Below are 25528 nucleotides of genomic sequence, written 5' to 3' on the forward strand. Positions count from 1 at the left end.
AAGGCAGACCGGCGCAGAACTCAAACTCCGCACCGTACGATCCCCTCTCCCTTCCAGGGAGAGGGTTAGGGTGAGGGTAAAACGTCAAAACCTACTTCCCCGCCTCCGGATGCGTATCAAACGCCGCCATCACCGCCGCTAACTCCGCTTCGCTAAAGCCATATTTCGCATCGTCAACACCGAGGCCGAAACGTGTTTGCAACGCTTCGTACAGCGCCGGAACATCCGGTAAGTCCAGCTTTTCGACCACATGGTTTTTATCCCAATGGGTAAAGTGGAAATTGGTTAACGTCATCTTGCCACCGTCCGGTAAATGGCGGCACATCAGCAGATGATGACGAAAGTGCGACTGCGGCCAGTGTGCCGACCAGAAGTTGCCCATCACGTAGTCAGAAGCGTACTGACGACCCAAATCAAAATGGTACATCGACTGCCAGTGACCGTGATGGCTGAACTGCAGCGCCCATTCATCCCCTTCATAAATCAGGCGATACTCACCGTGCGGCGTGGTTTGTTCAACATCCGCCAGCAGCTTAATCGGCGCGGTCAGAGTCTGACCGCCAAAACCGACATCGGCAATCCAGCGTTCTCCCTCGACCTCCACCAGCAGCAGCCGATGAGTACGCGGCGGCATATGCGGCGGGTTCGCCAACACCACCCGTCCCAGCAGGCTGCGCACGTTAAAGCCAATCTCGCGCAGCGCTCTTTCCAGCAGACCATTTTGCTCAAAGCAGTAACCGCCACGACGGCCATGAATCAACTTATCTTCCAGCGTCCGATCGTCGAGATGCATCTCTCTGGGCAGCAACACATCCAGGTTCTCAAACGGGATCGCGCCGTTATGGTGGATATGCAGTTCACGCAGGGTGTTAATCGATACTTCAGGGGTTCCCGTCCAGCCCAGACGAGAAAAATAGGCGCTTAAAAATGGACTCATCAATGCCTCCAGCAATCGGTGTCCGACATTTATAGCCTGTTTTTTCTGCCTGACCAGCTATTTTGTGCGATCGCCTTTATTCACGCGTGCCCCGCTGCATCAGCGCCAGCGCGCTGAGCATTAAAGCCAGGCCAGTAAATAGCGTCAGGGAAGCCATTGCCATCCCCTGTCCTACCGAGCCCTGCTCAAACTGACGCCAGATAAACACCGCCACGGTTTGCGTCCCCGCCGGAGCCAGCAGCAGCGAGGTCACCAGCTCGCGGGAAGCCACGGCAAACACCATCAGCATTGCCGCCAGCAGCGCCGGAAATACCAGCGGCAGAACGATCAAACGTAGCGCCTGCAATGGCGTTGCGCCGTGCACCCGCGCCGCCGGTTCAAGGTTGTTACCGAGTTGACGCAGCGCGCTGCCGACATAGCGCACCGGCCACGGCAGCAGCAGACAGCAATAAGAAAGCAGCAGCATAAACCAGGTGTTATAGGGAGAAACCGGCCAGAACGGCTGATTCCACAGCAGAATCAGCCCAACGCCGACCACCACGCCCGGCAGCGCTGCTGGCATCAGCGATAATGCATCGACAATCGCACTCCCTCTGATTTTCTGCACCAGCACCAGCCAGGCCGCCAGAAGACCAATCAGGCCGACGATCAACGCTGAAGCCAGCGCCAGCGAAAGGCTGGTCCCCAACGCTGACAGCGCATCGCCCTGCTGGGCAAACAGCGCATCGAAATGTCTGAAGGTAAAATTGTCGGCATGAATACCACCCGACAGCGTCCCCATCAGGCTGGTCAACACCATTGATGCCCCCGGCAGCAGCACCGCCAACCCGCCGATGCTCGCCATAAACAACACCGCCGGAAGCGTCAGCCAGCCTAAATCCGCCCCGCTATTCTCTCCCGGCTTGCCGGTGACGCTGGTCACTTCTTTATCGCCAACCAGCCGCTTTTGCAGCCACCAGGCCAGCAGCGCTACCGCAATCAGCAGCAACGACAGCAGCGACGCGCCCGGCAGGTCGATAGGCCAGTCGGCGAGCTTTTTCTCTATCCCGACGGTGAGCATCACCAGCCCCGCCCGTGAACCGAGCGCCGCCGGAACGCCATACTCTTCAATGGCGAGGGTAAACGCCAGCAGCATCCCCGCCGCCAGCGCCGGAGAAAGCATCGGCAGCGTGATATGCCAGAACGCCCGCCAGGCGCTGGCTCCGTGCACCCGCGCCACTATCGCCAGTCGCTGACCGCTCGCCAGCAGGCTGCGCGAGACCGCAAAATAGACCACCGGGAAGATGTTGAGGGTCATCACCAGCACGATCCCGCTGCGGCTGAACAGCAGATCGTTCAGATCCCAGCCGGTCAGCTGTTGCAGATAGCCGTTGCTTTGCAGTACCAGCATCCATGACAGCGCGGCAATATACGGTGGCGTAAGAAAGGGGATCAGAAATAGCAGATCCCACAGGCGCGGCAGCGGCAAGTTAAACAATCCGCGCAGCACGCCCAGCGGCAAACCGATAATCACGCTCATCAGCGCTACGCCGCAGGCCACCCATAGGGTGCCGCCAAGCATCGTCGGCAGCTGCGGGTCGGCAATCAGCGTCGATACGCCGCTGAACGCGCCGCCCAGCGAACCGGCGCTAAACTGGGGGAATATCGCCTGTAGGACGATAAAAAAGAGCGGTAACGCCACCAGCACCAGCAGCGCCGTTAGCGTTCCCGTCGAAATAAGTTTCTGTTTCACGGTAGTTTCCTGGAAACGATCCCCGTCTGCGATCCGATAGCCCGGACAGGCGCGCCAGCGCCGCCTCCGGGAGATGCGCCGGGCTCCTGATGCCCCGGCTTTGTGTCTTCCCGGTGGCGCTGCGCTGACCGGGCTACGGGGTCACAGCCGTCTGCGATCCGGTAGCCCGGACAGGCGCGCCAGCGCCGTCTCCGGGAGATGCGCCGGGCCCCTGATGCCTCAGCGTTGCATCTTCCCGGAGGCGCTACTGTATGACTGGGCTACTTTGGCCGAGCAACGTTTCGCAACCCGGGGAAATCGATTTACTGCGCGAAGAGCGAATTAAAACGTGAAAGGACCGCGCTACGTTCGCTGTTGCCATCGCTGGTGGTCGGCAGAATTTTCAGCTCATTGAGCAGCGGACGCTTAGCCTGAACATCGCTACGGGCGGGCATTAACCAGGCATCGGCGACCTGCGTCTGACCTTCCGGGGACAGGACATAGTCAACAAAAGCTTTAGCATCGTCTGCATGCTGGCTGGTTTTAAGGATCATCATTGGACGCGGCGCAATAACCGTACCGCTGGCCGGGAAAATCACCTTCAGCGATTCGCCCTGATGAATATTGCCGTAAGAAACATAGTCCACCGCGCCGAAGACCGCCGCTTTCGCCCCCTGCATCACCGGCGTTACCGCCTGGGCATTCGGCCCGCTGACCACCATGCCGTTCTTTTTCAGCTCGTCAAACAGCGCCCAGGCTTTATCACCCATGCCATTCTGTAACCCGATCAGCAAATCCAGCGACGCGCCGGAGAGCGCCGGGTCCGGCGTGGTGACTTTATCTTTGAACGCGGCTTCGGTCAGGTCGCGCCACTCTTTCGGCTCCGGGGTGCCGCTTTTGGTGTTCCAGACGATCCCCAGCGCCGAAATACCCTGAGCGACGTAATCAGCGGATTTCAGATTCGCCGGAACTCTATCGGCATTAGCGCTCTGATACGCCAGCAGCCAGCCGCGGTTATGCAAATCCTCCGCCGTGTCCCAGGAAGCGGAGATCAGCACGTCCGCCTGCGGGTTCGCCTGTTCGGCTTCAAGACGCGCCATCACCTTGCCGGTAGTGGCCTGGAAAATATTCACCTTCACCCCGGTTTTCTTCTCATAGCCGCTGGCGAGACTTTTCGCCAGAGAGCCCGGGCCGGCGGTGTATACGGTCAGCGCGTGGGCGCTGGAGATCATGGTGGTCGATAACATAATCGCGAGCGCAACTCCTGTCTTAATGGTCATAACGGTTTTCATGCGGGTTCCCCTGAGGATGAAGTAACGGCGCGGACGGCGGCAATGCTGCCCGCAGATAAATGCACAATCTTGTCTGCCAGCAGCTCGGCTTCGCGACGGTCGTGGGTGACGTAGACGGCTGTAATACCCAACTGGCGCAGCAGGCGGCTCATCTCCACGCATAGCGACTCGCGCAGTTCGCTGTCGAGGTTGGAGAGCGGCTCATCAAACAGCAGCACGCGGGGTTCTGCCACAATGGCGCGGGCCAGGGCGACGCGCTGCTGCTGACCGCCGGAAAGCCCCGACGGTTTACGGTCAGCAAAGCCGTTGAGACCGACCATCGCCAGCGCCTCCTCGACACGCTTTTGCCGTTGGTGACGCGCTACACCGCGCATACGCAGCGGAAAAGCCACGTTCTGCGCGGCCGTCATATGCGGCCACAGAGCATAATCCTGAAAGACCATACCGAGATCGCGCTGTTCCGGGGGCATTCCCCAGCCGGTTTTCGCCACCAGACGATCGCCGAAGTGAATTTCACCGCGGGCAGGTACGGTTAGCCCAGCGAGCAAGCGCAGCAGCGTGCTTTTGCCGCAGCCCGAAGGCCCCAGCAGCGCAACGATGCTGCCCGCGTCGATATGCAGACTGATCTGATTAAGAACGGTATGAGTGCCGAAGGCGAAGGAAACGCCGTCGAGTTTGATGCCGGTAAGCGCGCGCATTATCGCCCTCCCCATTGGGAAAGCGATGCTCTGCCAGCGGTCAACATCCGCCGGGCCGCGCTCACCTGAGATAAATTCAGGGGAGCTAACATATTGTGATCCTCTTTGGGACTTTTACCCGTCATACTTCAAGTTGCATGTGCGTTGGCCGCATTCGTTCACCCCAGTCACTTACCAAAGTAAGCTCCAGGGGATTCGCTCACTTGCCGCCTTCCTGCAACTCGAATTATTTAGGGTATCGTGCCGCCGACTATAGGGAGCCTGTATGACGTATTGATTACATTTTCATTGCGGATTAACGTGTGGTCAGGCATCAGACCCATTTACCAAGGAACGCATATGAGCCGTTTTCGCCACGTGGAACTCCAGTACGCCAGTCGCCTGCTTAATCATGGCCCGACCATTCTGATAACCAGCTATGACGCCCAGTCTCAACGCCGTAACGTCATGGCCGCCGCGTGGTCGATGCCGGTGGAGTTCGCGCCGCCAAGGCTGGCTATCGTGGTGGATAAAAGCGCCTGGACGCGGGAAATTATTGAGCGCAACGGTACCTTCGGCATCGTCGTCCCGGGGGTGGAGGCAGCAAGCTGGACCTACGCGGTCGGCAGCATCAGCGGGCGCGATGAGGATAAATTTAACGCTTACGGCATTCCGGTGGTGCAAGGCCCGGAGCTGGGATTGCCGCTGATCGAAGAGAAATGTCTGGCGTGGATGGAGTGCCGCCTGCTGCCGCCAACGGCGGCTCAGGAGCAGTACGACACCCTGTTTGGCGAGGTGGTTTCAGCCGCTGCAGATGAGCGCGCGTTCGTCACCGGTCGCTGGCAGTTCGACGACGATAAGATCAATACGTTGCATCATCTCGGCACAGGAAATTTTGTCGCCAGCGGTCGCCACGTACAGGCCAATACCCCGGAAGAGTAAACCTTACCGACCCGCAGATTGTTGAGAACGGTAGCCCGGACAGATGCGCAGCATCGCCTCCGGGAAATGTCCAGGGCCGGGTAAGGCGTCAGCCGCCATCCGGCAAAAAAACAGGCTCGGCGTTCAGGCCAGGCTTGTCCTCAATCTCCACATTTTTCGCTTGATCGTCTATCGCTTCAATCATATAGTTAGGCACCATACTATATGGCTAAGGCTGTTATGGAACTTGAACAAAAATACCTTTCGCTGCTGCAGGAGGCCGAGCGTCATCAGCTTGCTGACGTCGACAATATCCGCCTCTGTTTTCAAACTCTATCGTTAGCGGCTGCCATCGACCGCGATTGCGCAACGCTGCTGGCTCCGTGGGGATTATCCGAGGGACGTTTCGTGCTGCTGTTTTTGCTCGATGCCGCAACCGACGGTCTCGCTCCCAACGTGTTGGCGGAAAAAGCAGGCGTCACCCGGGCAACCATTACCGGGCTGCTTAACGGTCTTGAGCGTGACCAGTTAATTGAGCGTCATGCCGACCCTCTTGATGGCCGGGCCATGCGCATCGCATTAACCCCTGAGGGCAAGCAGCTAATCGGCAACGTCTTCGCCCAGCACGGCCGTTGGATTGCTGGCTTATTCAGCCACCTCTCAGCGCAGGAACGCACCCAGCTATCCGAACTGTTGGCGAAAGTCGCCGCCGGTACGCTGGCAGGAAAAAGTCTCTCATGATCTGGATATCAACCCAAAGGAGTCATCCGTTATGTCCCACTATTTAGTCGAACTTTATACCCCTAACCCCGCCTGGCACGCGCTGTCTGTGGAGCAGCGTCAGCAGTTTATCAATGGCATTCAGTCTGGAATGAGCGGCCTCGCGCAATGGGGCGTTGAACTCCTGACGCTGGCCCAGACCGATACCGCTATCGATAAAGCTTCCCCACACCGTTTTTTAGGGATCTGGCGTTTTCCTGACGCTCAGGCCCGCGATGCGCTGTTGGCTGGTATCGCCGCCAGCGGCTGGTATGATTATTTTGAACATATCAATGCCGCCGCGAACACCGGTAGTCTTGAAGAGCATCTGAGCGCGCTAGGTTGATTCTCTGCGCGCTTCCCCCGGGGGCGGCGCAAAGCGCCTGCCCGGGCTACCGGTTCGCAGACGTCTGAAGACGGGTAGCCCGGACAGATGCGCAGCATCGCCTCCGGGGAATCATGTCACTTAGAAAGGAACTCGCTATGAGCGTACCGCAAACCCAGGCTCAGCTACTGGCAGCCATCGAAAAAAACTTCGCTAAATTGGCCGATTACCTGGCACATATTCCCGAAGACAAAACGGACGAAAAGGCCCTGGCTGGTCACGCGCAGGGTACGATGATGAGCGTTCGCGATCTGGTCTGCTATCTGCTGGGATGGAATGAGCTGGTGCTCAAATGGGTAACTCTTGACGAAACCCGGCAACCTATCGACTTCCCGGAAACCGGCTTTAAATGGAACCAGCTCGGACTGCTGGCGCAGAAGTTCTATGCCGATTATCCATCGCTGAATTACCCTGCTCTGCTTACTGCCCTGCATCAGGCGAAACAGCAGATTGCCGCCTGCATCGAAGCGCGGGATGACAACACGCTTTACGGCCAACCATGGTATGGCAAATGGACGCTAGGGCGGATGATCTCCTTCAACACCTCGTCAACTTATGCCAACGCCTGTGGTCGTTTGCGCAAATGGGCAAAGGAACAAAATGTGCCGTTGAAATGATCTTTGTCTCAGCGCAGCAGTCGACGCCGGTCTTCGCTGGGGGTCAGGCCAAACACTTTTTTATATAAGGTGGTGAAGTGGTTACTGTTCGCGAAACCGCATAAATAAGCTACTTCTGTAATCGTCATATCGGTTTCGCGTAATTTTACGCGGGCCGAAACTAAACGCAGGCGTTTTAAATAATTATCCGGCGTCAGCCCGGTGGCCTCTTTAATATGGCGAAAAGCGGTTCGCGTGGTCAGATGAAATTTCTCCGCCAATTGCTGCCAATTATGCTCTTCAAAACAGTGCTCCTGCAGCCAGGTAAGCAACTTATGTAGCTTATACTTTGTATTGCTATATTCGGCTTCTGATTCCGCATGCAAAATGGTGGTAACGAGCTGGAAAAACGCAGCTTCGCGCAGTGCGCTATTTTCAGCCTGCTGGCATTCAGCCGAGAATATTTTTTCAACCAACTCCCGGCAGATATGACGGGTATCCGGGGCCAGCCAACCGTAGCAAGAGGCCTGCTGTGCCGAGAATTTATGTAATAATGCATCAAGATGCTGTAAATATCGAAACTCAACCAGCGGATTAATTAACACATTAATCAGCTTAAGCGTCCCCAGCTCATCATAATAATGCACATCGCCCGGCTGAACGTAAAAAACATCGCCCTGTTGAATATATAAAGGCCGACCATTAATAACGTGTAAACCGTGTCCCTCTTCAACAATCACCAGTTCGGCAAACTCGTGACTATGCTCATGGCTATTATCTTCCGGGTCACTAGCGTACATCCCCAGCTTATCCTGCGGATGGGTGAAATAATACTCAACGGTCAACATCATCATTTATTAAGTCCAAAACGGCATACGGCGCAGTGGCAAGATAATGCATTTTGGCGGTCGTCACGAGCAAGATTTATGGAATTGTGATCGCCAACCTCCCCATCCCACCATCATTGCCATTTTCTCAAACGCTTTGGCATTGCCAGAGTGGTTGCCGCAGGCAGCGGCATCTTATGCTGCACTCAAATAAACACAGAGGACGCAGTATGTCACAGGCTATTCAGCATAATTCTCAGGTCAAGATGACCCGTCACCAGGATTTTTTACGCACCGCCGAGGTGCTCCGGCCCTCGCTGCGCAGCGAATTACACCCGCCTGTCGCCGTGATAGAAGCCCAGACTGACTCCCACGCGCTATTTGGCTGGCGTGCTGAAACGGTGAGTACCCTGGAGGCCTTTTATCAGCGCGAACTGACCAGCGGCGATAGCGTCATCATCGATTTTGGCAGCCACTATGTCGGCTACCTGCATTTGCTCTGCCAGAGCGCAGGAAGCCCGCCGGATGCCCCTGCACACCTGCAACTCACCTTTGGCGAAACCCTCAGCGAAGTCTGTGAACCCTTCAGCGAATACCAGGGCTGGCTCAGCAGCAGTTGGCTACAGCAGCAGGATCTGTGGCTTGACGTACTGCCCGCAAAGATTGATCTGCCGCGCCGCTACTGCTTCCGCTACCTGAAAATCGAGGTCAAAGCGGTATCAAGTAAATTCCGCCTGCGTTTCGACCAGATACAGGTAAACGCCGTGACCTCGGCTACCCAAACTTGCCCAGCGAGTATCTCCGCCGATCCGCAACTGCGAGAGATCGACCAGATTGCCGTTCTGACTCTGCAAAACTGCATGCAGGAAGTCTTCGAAGACGGCCCCAAACGCGACCGCCGCCTGTGGCTCGGCGATTTACGCCTGCAGGCACTGGTCAACGATGTGACTTTCTGCCGACACGACCTGGTGCGCCGCTGCCTGTACCTCTTCGCCGGACATACCCGAGAAGATGGCATGGTGTCGGCCAACGTTTTCGTCCAGCCGGATGTCATTGCTGATGACACCTTCCTGTTTGATTACTCACTGTTTTTTGTCGATGTTCTCTACAACTATCTGCAAAGCGCTGAGGATATTGCCACCGCTCGCGAGTTGTGGCCCACGGCTAAGCGTCAGATCGATCTGGCGCTAACCCGCTGCGATGACTCAGGCCTTGTGCGCGACAGCGACGACTGGTGGGTATTTATCGACTGGCAAGAGTCGCTGAATAAACAGGCTTCCGCACAAGGAGTGTTGATTTACTGCCTGCAACGAGCGATCTGGCTGGCGGAACGTTTTGAACCTGAACGGGCGGCGAGCTATCACACCTGCCTGCAACAGCTCAAAGCCGCAGCGCTCAATAGGCTATGGGACCAAGAGCAAGGCTTTTACGTTAGCGGCGCGCAGCGACAGGTCTCGTGGGCTTCGCAAATCTGGCTGGTACTGGCGGAAATCGGTACTCCTCAGCAGCGCCAGGAGATGATGCGTAACCTGGAGAAAAATCCCCCCGTAATCGCCATGAACACGCCCTATCTGCGCCACCACTATATCGCCGCCCTCTTGCAGTGCGGGCTGCGCGAGGAGGCGATTGCGCAGATCAAAGCCTACTGGGGCGCAATGGTCGATTACGGCGCTGATACCTTTTGGGAAATTTTTGACCCGGCGCGCCCTGAGTTTTCCCCTTATGGCAGCAAACTGATAAACAGTTATTGCCATGCGTGGAGCTGTACCCCGGCCTGGTTTATTCGCCAGTACGGACTTTAACAACAACGATAAGCGAGTTCATTTTATGGCAGAAACAACTTTTACCCTGTGGCGGCAGCGCGTTGGCTACGGCATCGCTGACCTCTCCTGCAACCTCGTGTGGCAGATGATTTCTCTTTATCTGATGTTCTTTTACACCGACGTGATGGGCCTTCCCGCCTATTATGTCGGCCTGATGTTCCTCGTCACGCGTCTGGTAGATGGCGTTGCCGACGTACTGATGGGGCTGGTTATCGACAACACCACCACCCGCTGGGGGCGCTGTCGTCCGTACTTGTTGATTGGTGCGGTGCCTTTTGGGCTGTTGTGTATTCTGGCCTTCTACGTGCCCGATTTCGGCACCACCGGTAAGCTGATTTACGCGTTTATCACCTATCTGTGCCTGTCGTTTCTCTACACCATCGTCAACATTCCGTTCTGCGCGATGCTGCCGTTTCTGACGAACGACTCGCGGGAGCGCACGACCCTGTCAGCGGTGCGTATTCTGCTGGGATCGCTTGGGGCGACGATTGTTGCGGTCGCTACTCTCCCCCTCGTCGGCGCGTTAGGCAAAGGTAATCAGGAACACGGTTTCTTCTATACCGCCGTGATTTTCGGCATGATTGCCACCTTTTTCCTGCTGGTGAGTTTTCGTAACGTCAAAGAAAATATCAGCATTACTCAGGAACGCATGACCTTAAAACGCGCCTGGGTCAGCCTGCGCGCCAACCGTCCGTGGCTTGTGTTCGCCATTAATATTTTCCTGATGTGGGGAGCATTCTTCTTCCAGACCGGTGCGCTGGTTTACTTCTTCCACTACTACGTTGGCAATAACGGTCTGACGGCGATCGTTGCCGGGATCTCCACTTTTGTTCCACTACTCGGCACCCTCACCGTGCCGCTGCTCGCCAGCCGCATGAAAAAACGCCATGTCTATCTGATTGCCAGCGCGATCAACCTTATCGGGATGGGCATGATGATGGCGGCGGGCGTTAATAGCTGGGGACTGATTGCCGGTGCCGTCGTGCTGTCGCTTGGCGCAGGGCAACGCACGGCTATCTACTTCTCTATGCAGGCCGATCCTGTGGATTACGGGGTATGGAAAACCGGTATCAACACCGCCGGGATTTTAACCTCGATCAACGGCTTCCTCGGTAAAGTCGCCATGGCAGGCGCAGGTGCGATTACCGGCGTGCTGCTCTCTTCCGGCGGCTATATCGCCAACCAAGCGCAAAGCGACAGCGCGATGCTGGCGATTAAAGCCTGTTATCTCTACATTCCGGCACTGCTGATTGTTGCCTCAATGCTGTGGATTGGTCGCTTCTATCGCCTGGACGACCAGTACGAGCAGATCCGCGCCGACCTCGACGCCGGACGCCGCGCGCCGTCGGACACGTCGTCGGTATCTGGAGAAAACCACGCCCTGTAAGGCGTACAACACCGCACTACTTCTGGAAAAATAAGGATTCAAATGCGTATCTCTTTGATTAGCGCAGCGGTTTGCTGCGCCCTTTTTTCGGCCTGGGGCGCGAGTGCAGCGCCTCTCACCATCGAACAACGGCTGGCGCAACTGGAGGCCCGGCTTAATCATGCGGAGCAAGAAGCGGGAGAAGCCAGCCGTCGGGCACAGCAGGCGGAACAACGTACCAGCGCCGCAGAACAGCGCGCGGCGGCAGCGGAAAAACAGGTACAGGGCCTGAGCCGGCGCACTGCAGCGACCGAGCAAAAACAGCAGGCCACCGACAAACAGCTGGCGAAATCCAGCCTTACCGACGGTTTTGAATTTAACGCTTATGCCCGTTCCGGGATGCTGGTTGATAGCCACGGTAAAGGCGCGCGCGGCGGTCCAGGCATCTCCCCGGCCAGTTCGCTCAACGGCGATGCCCACGTTGGCCGTCTCGGCAATGAAAAAGATAACTATGTGGAGTTGAGTTTCGGCAAGAAAATGACCTTCAGCGACGGGTCATGGGCGCACTTTAAAACCATGCTCGCCGATGGCGCGACCAACCCGGACCCTTGGGTGCAGGATAACGACAGCCACCACCTTAACGTACGCCAGCTGTACGTTGAAATGGGCAACTTCGCTGATTTTTCCGGGCCGTTTAAGAGCGCCTCCATCTGGGCGGGCAAGCGATTCGACCGCGATAACTTCGATATTCACTTTACCGATAGCGACATTATGTTCCTTGGTGGTACCGGCGGCGGCATCAACGACGTGGCCTGGGGCAGCCATCTGCGCGGTGATTATTCGGTTTATGCACGTAACTTCGGCGATCTGGGTAGCGATAACTACGAAGACAACGATATTCAGAACCTGATGTTCACGGCGAACCACTTCTGGAACAACTGGCAGTTGATGACCACGGCGATGACTGCCCAGGGCAACGATGACCTGAAGGATAACACCTCGACCACCGGTAGCTATGCCCTGCGTAGCGATAATACGGCGAAGAGCGGTTATTACGCGATGCTGGCTTATCACGATAAGCAGCAGTTCTACGGCCTGGCGCCAGGGGTATCCGAAAGCGCCTTACAGTACGGCGGTGGCCTTGGGGCCGAAGCGCGTCAGCCCGGCAGCGATGGCGATCTCACCGAGAATGCAAAATCCTTGCGCTTTGCATCATACGGAATTTTGCCGTTGGGGAAAAACTGGGAGCTGGCACCATCGGTTATCGCCCAGCACAGCGAAGACCGCTACCGCGATGGCGACCGCTACGATTGGGCAACCTTCAACCTGCGGGTGTCTCAGGGGATCACCCGCAACTTTGCCCTGCTGTATGAGGCTTCCTGGCAGTATATGGACCTCAATCCAAACGGGAGAAGCTATCGTTACTATGACGGCGTGCATCAATACCAGGCGGTGAGAGGCGATTTTTATAAGCTGACATTCGCCCCGACGTTCAAAGTGGGCGATGTGTTTGATATTAAAGCGCGCCCGGAGATCCGTTTCTTCGTGACATGGATGAACTGGGATAAAGACCTTGATCGCTACGCGATTAACGACGATTTCGGCAGCAAAGGCTTTACCGCCGGTGGTAACTGGAACTTCGGCGTGCAGACGGAGATTTGGTTCTGATACAGCAGCACGGCGCCGTCTTCCTCCCGGGGGCGGCGCAAAGCGCCTGCCCGGGCTACGGGCTCGCTGACGGCTGAAGGCGGGTAGCCCGGACAGATGCGCAGCATCGCCTCCGGGAAGACTCTGCAACACTCTGCGGTCTTCCTCCCGGGGGCGACGCAAAGCGCCTTGCCCGGGTTACGGGTTCGCAGACGGCTGAAGACGGGTAGCCCGGACAGATGCGCAGCATCGCCTCCGGGAAGACTCTGCAACACTCTGCGGTCTTCCTCCCGGGGGCGGCACAAAGCGCCTGCCCGGGCTGCGGGTTCGCAGACGTCTGAAGGCGGGTAGCCCGGACAGATGCATAGCATCGCCTCCGGGAAGGCAGCGTAGTTACATACTGTAACCCGGTTTCTTAATCAACTGCTCCATCTGCGGGGCGATTTCGCTGTCCCAGACCTGCTGCCAGTCGCTCGGGTCAACCTGCTTGAGGGCCACGCTCACCGAGCTGTCTTTACTGCTCAGATGGCGAACCAACACTTCGGTAATATCGGCAGCCAGCGCCGTTTTTTGTTCATCGTTCAGATCGCGGGGGAAACATTTAATATCTACGTGTGGCATAGCAGGCTCCTTATTGTCAGAACGATAAAGCTATCACAGACCGGGTATCTCGACTTTCTTTTCGTGCCTTAACATTGCTCTGCAATACCCCATTCCCCCTTTAACAAATCTACGCTGACTCCCGCACCACCAGGTGAAAGCCGATATCAACAATCACCTCTTCTTCTCCGCTGCCTTCGATGCGGTCGGCTAACAAAGTTGCCGCCTGCTCACCGATGGCGTGGCGGTCAACGCTGACGGTGGTAATAGCCGGACGGTTGCTGGCGGCGAAATCCAGATCGCCAAAGCCGATCACCGCCAGGTCCTCCGGTACGCGCAGACCGCGGCTTTCGGCTTCCATAATCGCACCTTGTGCCAGGGTATCGGAACTGCAGACAATAACGTCAAACTCGCCGGAACCGAGCAGCTCAGCCAGGCCGCGGCGCCCGAGCGCCAGCGACGCCGGAAGCGGCACTTCGACCTGCGGCGCATCTTCAAAACCGTGTTTAGCCAGCCGGGCGCACAGCCCCTGTTTACGCAGGGCCGCACGCGAGTCCCCTGCCCACAGCAGTCCCGGACGGCGATAGCCTTTTTCCAGCAAATACTCGCCGATGGTCTCGCCCACTTTTTCATGGGAAAAGCCCACCAGCATATCCAGCGGTGTCGGCGTCAAATCCCAAATTTCCACCACCGGCGTGGCGGCATTAAGAATGGTTTTCTTCAGCGCCGGGGCGTGCTGGATCCCGGTCAACACCACGCCGTCCGGGCGTCGCGAAAGCAGGGTTGCCACAAGCTCGGCTTCGGTCTGTCGACTGTAGCCCGCCACGCACAGCAGCATATGGTAACCGCGCGCCGCCAGGGTATCGCTCAGCGCCTGAATGGTATCGACAAACATATTGTTGTTGATTTGCGGCACCACCACCGCAACCAGCTTGCTGCGCCGTGACGCCAGGCCACCGGCCAGCGCATTGGTGATATAGCCCGTGGCCTGCACCGCCTGCATCACCTTTTCTACCGTTTTTGGCCTGACCAGCTGCGGCGTATTCAGCGCCCGACTGACCGTCATCGACGACAGCCCGGCGGTACGGGCAACATCATCCAGCGTCGGTGCACGCGTCGGTTTTCTGCTTTTCACGACTAAGTCCCCGTGTTGAGTCGTTTGTTGTGGGCATTATTGATGAAGCCCTACGCAATTGCCAGCCTGCTCCTGCGCATCCTCAATAGAATCAACGATCTGCAAAATAAAATGTTATCGCTATCATTATGCATTGTGAATATTCACAAATCTCTTTGGATCGTGATATGCATTGCATAATTTTACCATTAAGAACCGTTAATTGTGATCGTTTGTACAAATTAAAATCAACGTCGTGGCGCAAAAACAAAATCAGGATTAAAAATGTTAGCGCAAACATTTTTAATCCAAAAGGAACTTACCATGACCTCTAGCGCTAATTCCGAGTCCGTGACTTACGCCAAAGCTTCCGGCGTCAAAACCGCCGCTGAAACCGGCGATCGCATTGAACACGTCAAACTGTCGCTGGCCTTCCTGCCGCTGGCGACCCCTGTCAGCGATGCCAAGGTCCTCACCGGACGGCAAAAACCGCTGACCGAAGTGGCGATTATCATTGCCGAAATCCGCTCCCGCGACGGTTTTGAAGGGGTTGGCTTTAGTTATTCCAAGCGTGCAGGCGGCCAGGGTATTTACGCCCACGCCAAAGAGATTGCCGATAACCTGCTCGGTGAAGACCCGAACGATATCGACAAGATCTACACCAAACTGCTGTGGGCCGGTGCTTCGGTTGGTCGTAGCGGCATGGCGATGCAGGCCATCTCCCCTATCGATATTGCGCTGTGGGATATGAAAGCCAAACGCGCCGGGCTGCCGCTGGCAAAACTGCTCGGCTCGCATCGCGATTCCGTGCAGTGCTACAACACCTCCGGCGGCTTCCTGCATACGCCGCTGGATCAGGTGCTGAAAAACGTGGCTATCTCCCGCGAGAACGGCATCGGTGGGATCAAACTAAAAGTTGGTCAGCCGAACACGGCTGAAGATATTCGACGCCTGACGGCAGTGCGCGAGGTGCTGGGCGATGATTTCCCGCTGATGGTGGATGCCAACCAGCAGTGGGATCGCGAAACCGCCATCCGTATGGGACGCAAAATGGAGCAGTTCAATCTTATCTGGATTGAAGAGCCGCTGGATGCTTACGATGTCGAAGGCCACGCGCAGCTCGCCGCCGCGCTGGATACGCCAATTGCGACCGGTGAGATGCTGACCAGCTTCCGCGAGCATGAACAGCTGATCCTCGGTAATGCCAGCGACTTTGTGCAGCCGGATGCCCCACGCGTCGGCGGGATCTCTCCGTTCCTGAAAATTATGGATCTGGCAGCCAAGCATGGCCGTAAGCTGGCCCCGCACTTTGCGATGGAAGTCCACCTGCACCTTGCTGCCGCCTATCCGCTGGAGCCGTGGCTGGAGCACTTCGAGTGGCTGAATCCGCTGTTTAATGAGCAGCTTGAGCTGCGTGACGGCCGGATGTGGGTTTCTGAGCGCCACGGTCTCGGCTTTACCCTGAGCGAACAGGCCCGCCGCTGGACCCAGCAAAGCTGCGAGTTTGGTAAACGCCCATAATCGATTTCCCCGGATGGCGGCGTAAACGCCTTATGCGAGCTACAGGCCCCGTAGCCCGGGCAAGGCGCATCAAGCGCCGCCCCCGGGAGAAAACAACATTTTCCCGGAGGCGATGCTGCGCATCTGTCCGGGCTACCGGCCCGCAAACGACTGAAAACCCGTAGCTCTACCGGGGAAAAACCTCTTTTTGGCTGTACCCACAATACACAACCCTGCAAAGGAGTTGATTAAAATGCAACAGCAAATAAAACGCAGCAACGTGCGTTACGGTATATTATTATTTTTATTTCTGGCCACCGTATTTAATTATGCTGACCGGGCAACGCTGTCCGTCGTCGCGCCAATTATGAGTAAAGAGTTAGGTTTTGACCCGGAGGCGATGGGTCTGGCGTTTTCGGTATTTGGTATTTCCTACGTTATTATGCAAATACCCGGCGGCTGGCTGCTGGATAAATATGGCTCGCGTCTGGTCTACGGCTGCGCGCTGATCGGCTGGTCAGTGGTGACCATGTTCCAGGGCACAATCTTTATGTTCGCCAGCCCGCTGGTAGTACTGGTGATCCTGCGCCTGATGATGGGGGCCATCGAAGCACCGGCCTTTCCCGCCAACAGTCGCTTAAGCGTTCAGTGGTTCCCGAATAAAGAACGTGGATTCGTGACTTCGGTTTATCAAGCCGCGCAGTATATTTCACTGGGCATTATTACGCCGTTGATGACGATTATTCTGCATAATCTAAGCTGGCACTATGTCTTTTATTATATTGGCGCTATCGGCGTCGTGCTGGGGATATTCTGGCTAGTTAAAGTTAGAGACCCGCTACATCATCCAGCAATAAATAAGCAGGAGCTCGATTATATTCGTGAAGGTGGCGGCGAGCCGGAATTAGGCAGCAAAAAAACACAGCAGAAATTAACTCTTGCGCAAATTAAGAGCGTTTGCGTCAACCGCATGATGATTGGCGTCTATATCGGCCAGTTCTGCGTCACGTCGATTACCTGGTTCTTCCTCACCTGGTTTCCGACCTACCTCTACCAGGCTAAAGGCATGTCAATCCTCAAGGTTGGTTTTGTCGCCAGTATCCCGGCGATTGCCGGATTTATCGGCGGCCTGCTGGGCGGCGTGTTCTCGGACTGGCTGCTGAAGCGCGGCTACAGCCTGACCACCGCCCGCAAGCTACCGGTGATCTGCGGCATGCTGCTCTCCTGCGTGATTGTCGTCGCCAACTACACCTCTTCAGAAGTGGTGGTGATCGCCGCCATGAGCCTGGCATTCTTTGCTAAGGGCTTTGGCAACCTTGGCTGGTGCGTGCTCAGCGACACCTCGCCAAAAGAGATGCTCGGCATCGCGGGCGGCGTATTCAACATGTGCGGTAACCTGGCAAGCATCATCACCCCACTGGTGATTGGGGTGATCCTTGCTAAAACCCAGTCGTTTGATTACGCCATCCTGTACGTCGGTTCCATGGGCGTACTGGGTCTGTTCTCCTATCTGTTTATCGTCGGGCCGTTGGACCGCCTGACCCTGACCCCGCGTACCGCTTAATTTAAGACCTGGCGAGAATTCGCCCCCGCTGTTTCGCATCACACTCCTGCGGAACAGCGGTTTTTTTAGTAAGTTATTCCCGGCGGATTAACCTGCGATTGCGCCACCTCTTCGCCCTGCTCGCCCCAGCGGGCAAGCACCTTCTGGTACTCTCCGCGAGCAATAGCACCATCCAGCGCGGCCTGAAGCGCAAAGACCAGTCCGTTGCCTTTTTTGGTGGTAGTGGCGACGTAAGCTTTTTTCGGCCCCAGCCCCACGACTTTAGTTTTGCCGCTTAGCGCCGCTTTGTAAGCCGCCACCGACTGAGGACCAAAGAACACATCCGCCCGTCCGGACTGAATATAGAGGTTGCCGGAAGCGTCATCGGTCAAGTAGACGGGCAGCGCCGGTTTGCGCCCGGCGGATTCATTTTCGGCATTCCAGCCAAGTAGAATTCGCTCTTGATTGGTCCCGGAACCGACAATCACCTTTTTGCCGGAAAGATCCGCCGGACCGTTTACACGGGCGATATCGCTGGTGGATTTCACGGAAAACGCCAGCGAGTCGACGCGGTAGGTGGCAAAATCAAACTTCTCTTTACGCTGCTCGGTCACCGCAATATTGACCAGCGCCACATCATAGCGCCCGGAGGTGATCCCCAGCGGCCAGTCCTCCCAGGCGGTGGGCACCAGCTTCAGCTTCAATCCAAGGCTCCCGGCCAGTAGCCGTGCGATATCCGGATCGCTACCGATACGCGTGCGGTTATCGCTGGCCAGCAGCGCCAGAGGCGGCGAATTGAGCGCTGAAATAGCGACCGTCAACGTTCCTGGTTCAACGAACCGATAGTTTACCGGGATCTTCGCGATTGCCTGTTCATCGCGCGTCACCGGCAGCGGCTGCTCATTGGCGCGCAGGTCGATTGCCGCCTGCGTACCAGCAGACAGGGTGAATAGTGTCAGGGCAACAAATCCATTTCTCATGCAGGTAATACCCTCGATAAAAATTGTCGCGTGCGCTGATGCTGCGGATGGTTGAGCACCTCATCGCTGCTGCCCTGTTCGACAATCTTGCCGTCGACCATAAACACCACCTGATCCGCCACTTCTTTGGCAAAGCCGATTTCATGGGTCACCACAACAAGAGTGGTACCGGAGCGCGCCAGTTTTTTAATCACATCCAGCACTTCCCCCACCAGCTCGGGATCGAGCGCGGAGGTCGGTTCATCAAACAGAATCACTCGTGGGTTGAGCGCCAGCGCGCGGGCAATGGCGATGCGCTGCTGCTGACCGCCGGAAAGGTGCCGCGACCAGGCGTCGGCTTTATTGCGCAACCCAACGACATCAAGCAGTTCATAGGCGCGTTCAATGGCCTCTTTGCGGGTTACCTGTTTATGGGCGATGGGCGCTTCAATCAGGTTTTCCAGCACCGTCAGGTGCGGGAACAGATTGAAGTTCTGAAACACGTAACCGACGTTAACCCGCTGACGAAGGATATCTTTCTCTTTCAATTCATACAGCTTATCGCCTTTACGACGGTAGCCAATATAGTCGCCATCAATCTGGATAAAGCCTTCATCGACACGCTCAAGGTGATTAATCGCCCGCAACAGCGTCGATTTTCCCGAACCGGACGGCCCAAGGATCACCGTGACCGTGCCGGGTTTAATTTCCAGCGACACGTCATCGAGCGCTTTATGGCGACCGAAATATTTGCTGACGCCGGTAATGGAAATATGACCATTATGAGAGTTGGGCATGAACGGGCTCCTGCGGTTGTGGGCGACGAACGAGTTCAACGCGGCGACTGCTGCGTGCGCTATTGACCGCCGAACGGCGTTCGCTGCGTGCCAGGCCGCGTTCAACCGGATACTGAATAAGCGACAGCACGCTGGTGATCACCAGATACCAGGCGGCCCCAACCATCAGCAGCGGGATCACTTCCTGAGTGCGGTTGTAAATCATCTGGATGGTGTAGAACAGCTCCGGCATCGCCAGCACGTAGACCATCGCCGTTCCTTTCGCGAGGCTGATAATTTCGTTAAAACCGGCCGGTAAAATAGTGCGCAGCGCCTGCGGCAGAATAATGCGCAGGGTGCGACGGCTGGCCGGAAGCCCCAGCGCCGCCGCAGCTTCATATTGACCGTGATCGACGCCAAGGAAACCGCCGCGAATAATTTCGGCGGTGTAAGCGCTTTGTACCAGCGTGAGCCCAACCACGGCGGTAGAAAACTGCCCCAGTACGTTGATGGTTTCAAAGTTAGCCCAGCTAATGCCGGTGAACGGAATGCCAATCGACAGGGTGTCGTAGAGATAAGAGAAGTTGTAGAGAATAATCAGCACCACGATCAGCGGAAGCGAGCGGAACAGCCAGATATAACCCCAGGCGAGGCTGCTCAGCAGCCATGAACTGGAGAGTCGGGCCAGCGCCAGCAGGCCGCCTAAAATCACGCTCAGCACCGTACCGAGCAAAGTCAGCAGCAGCGTCTGCCCCAGACCTTCGAGGATCACCGGGTCAAAGAACCAGCGGGCAAAGACGCCCCACTCCCAGCGTGGGTTAAAAGCAACGGACTGAATGACCACTGCCAGCGCCAGCAGCGCCAGCACCGCGCCAACCGCCCGCAGCGGATAGCGTGCGGGGACAACCTTAATCGTTTCCGGGGTATGCATATTGGCTCCTTAAGCGCTCTGGCTTAGTGCGCTGACCGCCAGCGCTTTCGTGAAGCGCAGCCGACCATCGAACGGCGGCAGGCTGTACTCTTCCGGGTCGCGATTGAGGTCAAACTGCGCCTCATAGCCCTGGCTCAGGTAGAGCCGTACCGCTTCCGGTTGACGAAAACCGGTGGTCAGGTAGATGTGGCTATAGCCTGCCAGCAGCGCCCGGCGCTCCAGCTCTTGCACAACTTTCCCCGCCAGTCCTTGCTGGCGCAGACCTCGATGGGTCCAGATCCGCTTGATCTCTGCGGTATTGGTATCTTTCGGCTTATACGCACCGGTGGCGATAATTTCGCCGTCGCGCTCCAGCACAATAAATAGCCCCTGCGGAGCCAGATACCACTCGGTAAGCTCGACTTCGGCATCACGGGAAAAATAATCACCGTAACGCGAGGCGTATTCGCCAAACAGCCCCTCAATTATCGGCTGTAGCTCCGGCGTTTCCGGAGACACATCGCGGAAGATATCGCTCATAACGCCTCCTGTTAGTCGCCAAGTCCGGGCGGGTTAATTTCAGATTGTGGAATGCTCTCCACCCCTTCGCCCCAGCGGTTCAGCACTTTGGCGTAGTCGCCGCTCTGAATTGCGCCGTTCAGCGCCGTCTGTACTGGCTCCACCAGGCCGCTGCCTTTTTTCACCGTTACCGCGATATGCGCCGCCTTCGGCCAGCCGCCGTCAACGCTGCCCACCAGTTTGGTTTTGCCGGTCAGCGCTGCTTTCCACGCGCCAATGACGTTCGGACCGAAGAACGCATCGGCTCGCCCGGATTGCAGCGCCAAAGTTTGGGCGGCATCATCTTTGGTATACACCGGGGTAAACGGCTTCAGTCCTTTCTTGACGTTTTCAGCGTTCCACGCCAGCAGGATCGCTTCCTGATTGGTGCCGGATCCGACGATGATCCGCAGCCCGGCGATATCCTCCGCTTTTTCAATTTTGTTCAGCGGGCTGGTGCTCTTCACGTAAAAGCCGAGCGAATCCTTGCGGTAGGTGGCAAAGTCGAACTTCTCTTTGCGCTCTTTGGTGACGGTAATATTGCTGACTGCGGCATCATATTTGCCAGAGGCGACGCCGAGCGGCCAGTCTTCCCATGAGGTGGGGACCACGTTCAGCTCCAGCCCGAGGCTATCGGCCACCAGGCGGGCGATATCCACCTCACTGCCGAGCAGGGTTTTGTTATCGTCGGAGAATACGGTCAACGGCGGCGAGTTCAGCGCTGCCACCGCGACGGTCAGTTTGCCCGGCACGGCCAGGTGGAGACCTTTCGGCAACTGCGCAATGGCCTGCGGATTTTTCGCCGTATGAATCGGCGTTTTGTTGGCTTCCAGGCTCACGCCGGTGCCGTTGATATTCACGTTCTGCGCCCAGGATGAGGCGCTAACGGCCAGCGCAAGCGCCAGTAATAGCGATTTTTTCTGCGTTTTCTGCATAGCGGGTGTTCTCTATTATTGTTTTTGGAATTGATTAACGGGCTCAGCCAGCCCTAAGCTTTCGCGCAACGTGGTGCCGGGATAGTCGTGGCGAAATAACCCACGCTGCTGAAGAATCGGCACCACCTGGTCCACAAAGCGCGGGAAGGTATCCGGCGTGCCGCCCTGGATAATAAAACCGTCCGCCGCCCGCTGTTCAAACCACAGTTGCAAACCATCGGCCACCTCTTCGGCGGTCCCGGCGAAACGCGGACGCGGGCTGGCGGCTTCCAGCGCCACCTGGCGTAGGGTCAGGCTGCGCTCGCGGGCGTTGCGTTTAATCTCATCAGTGGTGCTGCGAAAGCTGTTCTGCCCGAGGTCGCCGATATCCGGGAAAACCTCATCCAGCGGATACTGGGCAAAGTCGTGGTGCTCGAAATAGCGACCGAGATAATTCAGCGCATCGTCAATCGATACCAGCGCGGCGGTGGTTTGATATTGCTGCTCTACATCGTCGGCGCTATCGCCAACGATCACGCTGACGCCCTGGAAAATATGTAGCGTATTATCATGACGACCATGAGCTGCGAGTTGGCTTTTCACATCACGATAAAAAGCCTGTGCTTCCGCCAGCGATTCCTGATGGGTGAAAATAGCATCAGCATGGGTCGCCGCCAGCTTTTTACCGTCATCGGACGCACCGGCCTGAAATATAATCGGACGGCCCTGCGGGGTGCGGGCAATATTCAGCGGCCCGGCAACTTTAAAGAAATCGCCGTAGTGGTCGAGAGTGTGAAGCTTATTTTTATCAAAAAACTGCCCACTCTGTTTATTACGCACAAAAGCGTCCTGTTCCCAGGAGTCCCATAGCCCTTTCACCACCTGCAAATATTCATCGGCGATGCGATAGCGTAGCGCGTGGTCCGGGTGCTGCGCACGGGAGAAGTTTTTCGCTGAGCCTTCCAGCGGCGAGGTCACCACGTTCCAGCCCGCGCGACCACCGCTCAGGTGGTCGAGACTGGCAAACTGGCGCGCGGTGGTAAAAGGCTCGCTGTAGGAGGTCGACAGAGTACCAACCAGGCCTAAATGCGAAGTCACCGCCGCCAGGGTGGATAATACCGTCAGCGGTTCGAAGCGATTTAAAAAATGCGGGATCGATTTTTCATTAATATATAAACCGTCGGCAACAAAAATAAAGTCGAGTTTGCCCTCTTCCGCTTTTAGCGCCGTTTGCTTAACAAAATCGAAATTAATACTGGCATCCGCTAGCGCAGCCGGATGACGCCATGCTGACATATTTCCCGATGCGCCATGTAATATCGTGCCAATGCGCAGTTGCCGTTGTTCAGACATCGTTAACCCTTCCCTTGTCAAAATCTACAGTTGTTGAAGTGCCTGTTCCGCCAGGCTGGCAAAATAGTGCGCCGCCGGGGCAATTAAACGCTCATCCGGATTAAACGCCGGATGGTGGAGACCAAATTCGCTGGCGCTGCCGATGCTGACAAACGCGCCGGGAATATGCTGGAGATAAACGGCAAAGTCTTCACCGCCGAGGTGTAAATCCGCATGGTGCGTGCGGTAGCCGGATTTATCGGCCACGTCGCTGGCAAAGGCAGCCCAGCGTTCGTCATTCACCAGTGCAGTCGGGCCGGAATACCAGAACACATCTATCTGCGCGCCGAAGGCGCTGGCAAACCCGGCGGCAATTTCGCTAACCCGGGCTTTTACCCGCTGTTGAACTTCGCTGCTGTGGGTGCGCAGCGTCCCTTCCAGCTCAACGCTTTCCGGCAGCACGTTCCAGGTATTGCCGCCCTGAATACGCGTCACGCTAAGCACCACGGAATCAAGGGTATTCACTTCGCGGCTGGCGACGCTTTGCAGCAGAGTGACTAGCTGGCTGGCCAGCAGGATGGCGTCTTTGCCTTCATGGGGCCGTGCGGCGTGCGCACCTTTACCGGTCACCTTAAAGACAAAACGATCGACGTTGGCGTAAAACGCGCCGCCGCGGGTGGCGAATTCACCAACCGGCAGGCCCGGCTCATTATGCATACCGAAAATCGCCGATACGCCCTCCAGCACGCCCGCGCGGATCAGGGTCTTCGCGCCGCCGAAGTTTTCTTCCGCTGGCTGGAACAGAATGCGGACTCGTCCCGCAAGCTGCGCTTCGCGTTGTTTAAGCAAAAGGGCCGCGCCAAGAATGACGCTGGTATGGATATCATGCCCGCAGGCGTGCATCACCCCGGCATTTTGCGAGCGAAACGCTACGCTGGTTGCCTCTTCGATGGGCAATGCGTCGATATCGGCACGCAGAGCAATCACCTTATCACCAGAACCGACTTCGGCGACCGCGCCGGTTTTCAGGTCATAAGGCAGCAAGTTGATACCACCGCTTTGCAGCCAGTCGCGAATACGCGCGGTGGTGTCGACTTCCTGCAACGAGAGTTCCGGGTACTGGTGCAGCTCGCGCCGCCAGCGAATTAACTGCTCGTCAAAGCTCATGGCTGCACCTCCGCGCTCAGATGCGCCTGGGCCAGCAGGCGTAAGGAGTTAAGACGCGCCGCGCCGTCGGTAATGGGGGTGTCGATAATAAATTCGTCAATGTTCCAGTCGGACTGGAGCGCATCGAGCTGCGCTTTCACCTCTTCCGCGGTACCAAACAACACGGCAGATTCCCGGCGGGCAATACGCGTTGGCCTGCTGCCCGCCTGACGGGCAAACGCCGCAGCCTGCGCTTCGCTGCCAACGCTCACCCGCTGGCCGTTTTCCAGCTCAACGCCCCACACTTCTACCTGTTTCGCCAGTTCGGCTGCGGTGGCGGCATCTCCAGCGACCACCACCTGAACCGCGACAATCGCCTCGCGACGGCTGAGTTCACGCCAGCGAGCCAGTACGTCGCGCAGCAGGTTTTTATCACCGTTGAGATGAGCAGCGAAGACAAAGTTCCAGTCAAGCTGCGCCGCCAGCTGTGCACTCTCAAGGCTGGCTCCCAGGAGAAAGCCATCGGCACGACGCGGCGGGATCGGCGTGGCGCGCACACTCTCTTCACCATCGGCATCGGTTAGCGATAGCCAGTTATCCAGTTGCGCAAGTTGGTCTGCGAATGAGCCTTTTTCCTGTGGATTAAGCCCTTGTTGTAAAGCGCGAGTGGAGAGCGGCAGGCCGCCGGGTGCTTTGCCGACGCCAAGATCAACGCGCCCCGGCGCAATGGCGGCGAGCATATTGAAATTTTCCGCCACTTTGTACGGGCTGTAGTGTTGCAGCATGACGCCGCCAGAGCCGACGCGAATTTTACGGGTTTGTCCGAGGATCCAGGCGATCGCCAGCTCCGGCGACGGGCTCGCGAGCTGGTCGGTATTGTGGTGTTCGGCAATCCAGAAACGGTGATAGCCCCAGGTTTCCGCCTGTTGCGCAAGCGTTAATGTACGCGCCAGCGCCTGTGCTGCCGTTTCCCCGGCTGCCAGAGGGCTTTTATCCAGGATACTGATTCGATAAGACATTTCGCAGGCTCATGTGAATTAACATGTCTGCATTATTAGAATCGGTCGCGGCCGCTGAGAAACAATTTATTTACATGTGCTCTGCCGGAAATTAGATATGCGGGGGGTATGGAGTACCATTGGGAAAGGTCAAAAGCTCCCGGAGGCGGTGCTGGCGCACCTGTCCGGGCTACCGGTCCACAGACGATTGTGAACCCGTAGCCCGGCAGAGCGCAG

At 56.9% G+C, this 25528-nt stretch carries 22 protein-coding genes and 1 pseudogene; 9 read left to right on the forward strand and 14 right to left on the reverse strand.

What is annotated here, in order from left to right:
• Window positions 1-91: 91 nt before the first annotated feature.
• From nhoA to HV127_RS22340, 4 genes are all read right to left on the reverse strand, one after another.
• Window positions 92-937 carry an N-hydroxyarylamine O-acetyltransferase gene (gene nhoA / locus HV127_RS22325; protein ID WP_182238878.1) on the reverse strand — a complete coding sequence of 282 codons (846 nt, stop codon included), beginning with the start codon at window positions 935-937 and terminating at the stop codon, window positions 92-94.
• Between the two features lie 76 nt (window positions 938-1013).
• Window positions 1014-2669, reverse strand: coding sequence for an iron ABC transporter permease (locus HV127_RS22330; RefSeq protein ID WP_182238880.1), 1656 nt, complete (start codon window positions 2667-2669; stop codon window positions 1014-1016).
• Between the two features lie 302 nt (window positions 2670-2971).
• Window positions 2972-3940: an ABC transporter substrate-binding protein gene (locus HV127_RS22335; RefSeq protein WP_182238882.1), complete on the reverse strand. Its 969-nt coding sequence runs from the start codon at window positions 3938-3940 to the stop codon at window positions 2972-2974.
• Window positions 3937-4641: an ABC transporter ATP-binding protein gene (locus tag HV127_RS22340; RefSeq protein WP_182240774.1), complete on the reverse strand. Its 705-nt coding sequence runs from the start codon at window positions 4639-4641 to the stop codon at window positions 3937-3939. The genes HV127_RS22335 and HV127_RS22340 overlap by 4 nt, the downstream gene beginning before the upstream one ends.
• 336 nt (window positions 4642-4977) lie before the next feature.
• Here HV127_RS22340 and HV127_RS22345 point away from each other — a divergent pair, with 336 nt between their 5' ends.
• The 4 genes from HV127_RS22345 (at window position 4978) to HV127_RS22360 (ending at window position 7299) form a co-directional block, all read left to right on the forward strand.
• Window positions 4978-5559 (forward strand): flavin reductase family protein, encoded by a 582-nt coding sequence (locus tag HV127_RS22345; protein WP_110274163.1) that lies wholly within the window; start codon window positions 4978-4980, stop codon window positions 5557-5559.
• 219 nt (window positions 5560-5778) lie between these two features.
• Window positions 5779-6279, forward strand: a complete 501-nt coding sequence (locus HV127_RS22350) for a MarR family transcriptional regulator (protein WP_139538247.1) — start codon at window positions 5779-5781, stop codon at window positions 6277-6279.
• A gap of 31 nt (window positions 6280-6310) precedes the next feature.
• On the forward strand, window positions 6311-6643 hold the full coding sequence (locus tag HV127_RS22355; RefSeq protein ID WP_139538187.1) for a DUF6616 family protein: 333 nt from the start codon (window positions 6311-6313) through the stop codon (window positions 6641-6643).
• A 137-nt stretch (window positions 6644-6780) separates the two neighbouring features.
• Complete coding sequence (locus HV127_RS22360) at window positions 6781-7299, forward strand: ClbS/DfsB family four-helix bundle protein (protein ID WP_182238884.1); 519 nt, start codon at window positions 6781-6783, stop codon at window positions 7297-7299.
• Window positions 7300-7307: 8 nt separating this feature from the next.
• Here the strand turns inward: HV127_RS22360 and HV127_RS22365 are convergent, their stop codons facing one another.
• On the reverse strand, window positions 7308-8132 hold the full coding sequence (locus tag HV127_RS22365; protein ID WP_182238886.1) for a helix-turn-helix domain-containing protein: 825 nt from the start codon (window positions 8130-8132) through the stop codon (window positions 7308-7310).
• Window positions 8133-8335: 203 nt separating this feature from the next.
• Here HV127_RS22365 and HV127_RS22370 point away from each other — a divergent pair, with 203 nt between their 5' ends.
• From HV127_RS22370 to HV127_RS22380, 3 genes are read left to right on the forward strand one after another with little or no spacing between them, the layout of a single operon-like run.
• The gene (locus HV127_RS22370) at window positions 8336-9907 is read left to right on the forward strand and encodes a sugar hydrolase (RefSeq protein ID WP_182238888.1); all 1572 of its coding nucleotides are present in this window, start codon (window positions 8336-8338) and stop codon (window positions 9905-9907) included.
• 25 nt (window positions 9908-9932) lie between these two features.
• On the forward strand, window positions 9933-11315 hold the full coding sequence (locus tag HV127_RS22375) for a glycoside-pentoside-hexuronide (GPH):cation symporter (protein WP_182238890.1): 1383 nt from the start codon (window positions 9933-9935) through the stop codon (window positions 11313-11315).
• Between the two features lie 42 nt (window positions 11316-11357).
• The gene (locus HV127_RS22380; RefSeq protein ID WP_182238892.1) at window positions 11358-12962 is read left to right on the forward strand and encodes a carbohydrate porin; all 1605 of its coding nucleotides are present in this window, start codon (window positions 11358-11360) and stop codon (window positions 12960-12962) included.
• Window positions 12963-13334: 372 nt separating this feature from the next.
• Here HV127_RS22380 and pptA read toward each other — a convergent pair whose 3' ends face one another.
• Window positions 13335-13562 carry a tautomerase PptA gene (gene pptA, locus HV127_RS22385; protein ID WP_142982082.1) on the reverse strand — a complete coding sequence of 76 codons (228 nt, stop codon included), beginning with the start codon at window positions 13560-13562 and terminating at the stop codon, window positions 13335-13337.
• A gap of 109 nt (window positions 13563-13671) precedes the next feature.
• Entirely contained in the window at window positions 13672-14676 is a 1005-nt protein-coding gene (locus HV127_RS22390; RefSeq protein ID WP_182238894.1) for a LacI family DNA-binding transcriptional regulator, read from the reverse strand.
• A 303-nt stretch (window positions 14677-14979) separates the two neighbouring features.
• Here HV127_RS22390 and HV127_RS22395 point away from each other — a divergent pair, with 303 nt between their 5' ends.
• The gene (locus tag HV127_RS22395; protein WP_182238897.1) at window positions 14980-16176 is read left to right on the forward strand and encodes an L-talarate/galactarate dehydratase; all 1197 of its coding nucleotides are present in this window, start codon (window positions 14980-14982) and stop codon (window positions 16174-16176) included.
• A 232-nt stretch (window positions 16177-16408) separates the two neighbouring features.
• Entirely contained in the window at window positions 16409-17719 is a 1311-nt protein-coding gene (locus tag HV127_RS22400; protein ID WP_182238899.1) for an MFS transporter, read from the forward strand.
• A gap of 65 nt (window positions 17720-17784) precedes the next feature.
• On the opposite strand, the gene HV127_RS22405 is transcribed toward HV127_RS22400, so the two are convergent.
• From HV127_RS22405 to HV127_RS22435, 7 genes and pseudogenes are all read right to left on the reverse strand, one after another.
• Window positions 17785-18678 carry a transporter substrate-binding domain-containing protein gene (locus HV127_RS22405; protein ID WP_182238901.1) on the reverse strand — a complete coding sequence of 298 codons (894 nt, stop codon included), beginning with the start codon at window positions 18676-18678 and terminating at the stop codon, window positions 17785-17787.
• Complete coding sequence (locus HV127_RS22410; RefSeq protein WP_182238903.1) at window positions 18675-19454, reverse strand: amino acid ABC transporter ATP-binding protein; 780 nt, start codon at window positions 19452-19454, stop codon at window positions 18675-18677. The genes HV127_RS22405 and HV127_RS22410 overlap by 4 nt, the downstream gene beginning before the upstream one ends.
• Window positions 19438-20364, reverse strand: a complete 927-nt coding sequence (locus HV127_RS22415) for an amino acid ABC transporter permease (RefSeq protein ID WP_182238905.1) — start codon at window positions 20362-20364, stop codon at window positions 19438-19440. The genes HV127_RS22410 and HV127_RS22415 overlap by 17 nt, the downstream gene beginning before the upstream one ends.
• A 9-nt stretch (window positions 20365-20373) precedes the next feature.
• Window positions 20374-20883 carry a GNAT family N-acetyltransferase gene (locus HV127_RS22420; protein WP_182238907.1) on the reverse strand — a complete coding sequence of 170 codons (510 nt, stop codon included), beginning with the start codon at window positions 20881-20883 and terminating at the stop codon, window positions 20374-20376.
• Window positions 20884-20894: 11 nt separating this feature from the next.
• Window positions 20895-23168, reverse strand: a pseudogene (locus HV127_RS22425) (NtaA/DmoA family FMN-dependent monooxygenase).
• Between the two features lie 24 nt (window positions 23169-23192).
• Window positions 23193-24314 carry an amidohydrolase gene (locus tag HV127_RS22430; protein ID WP_182238909.1) on the reverse strand — a complete coding sequence of 374 codons (1122 nt, stop codon included), beginning with the start codon at window positions 24312-24314 and terminating at the stop codon, window positions 23193-23195.
• The gene (locus tag HV127_RS22435; RefSeq protein WP_182238911.1) at window positions 24311-25312 is read right to left on the reverse strand and encodes an MsnO8 family LLM class oxidoreductase; all 1002 of its coding nucleotides are present in this window, start codon (window positions 25310-25312) and stop codon (window positions 24311-24313) included. Before HV127_RS22435 ends, HV127_RS22430 begins: the two co-directional genes overlap by 4 nt.
• Between the last annotated feature and the right edge of the window lie 216 nt (window positions 25313-25528).

The sequence above is a fragment of the Klebsiella sp. RHBSTW-00215 genome (assembly GCF_014103785.1).
Lineage (GTDB): Bacteria > Pseudomonadota > Gammaproteobacteria > Enterobacterales > Enterobacteriaceae > Klebsiella.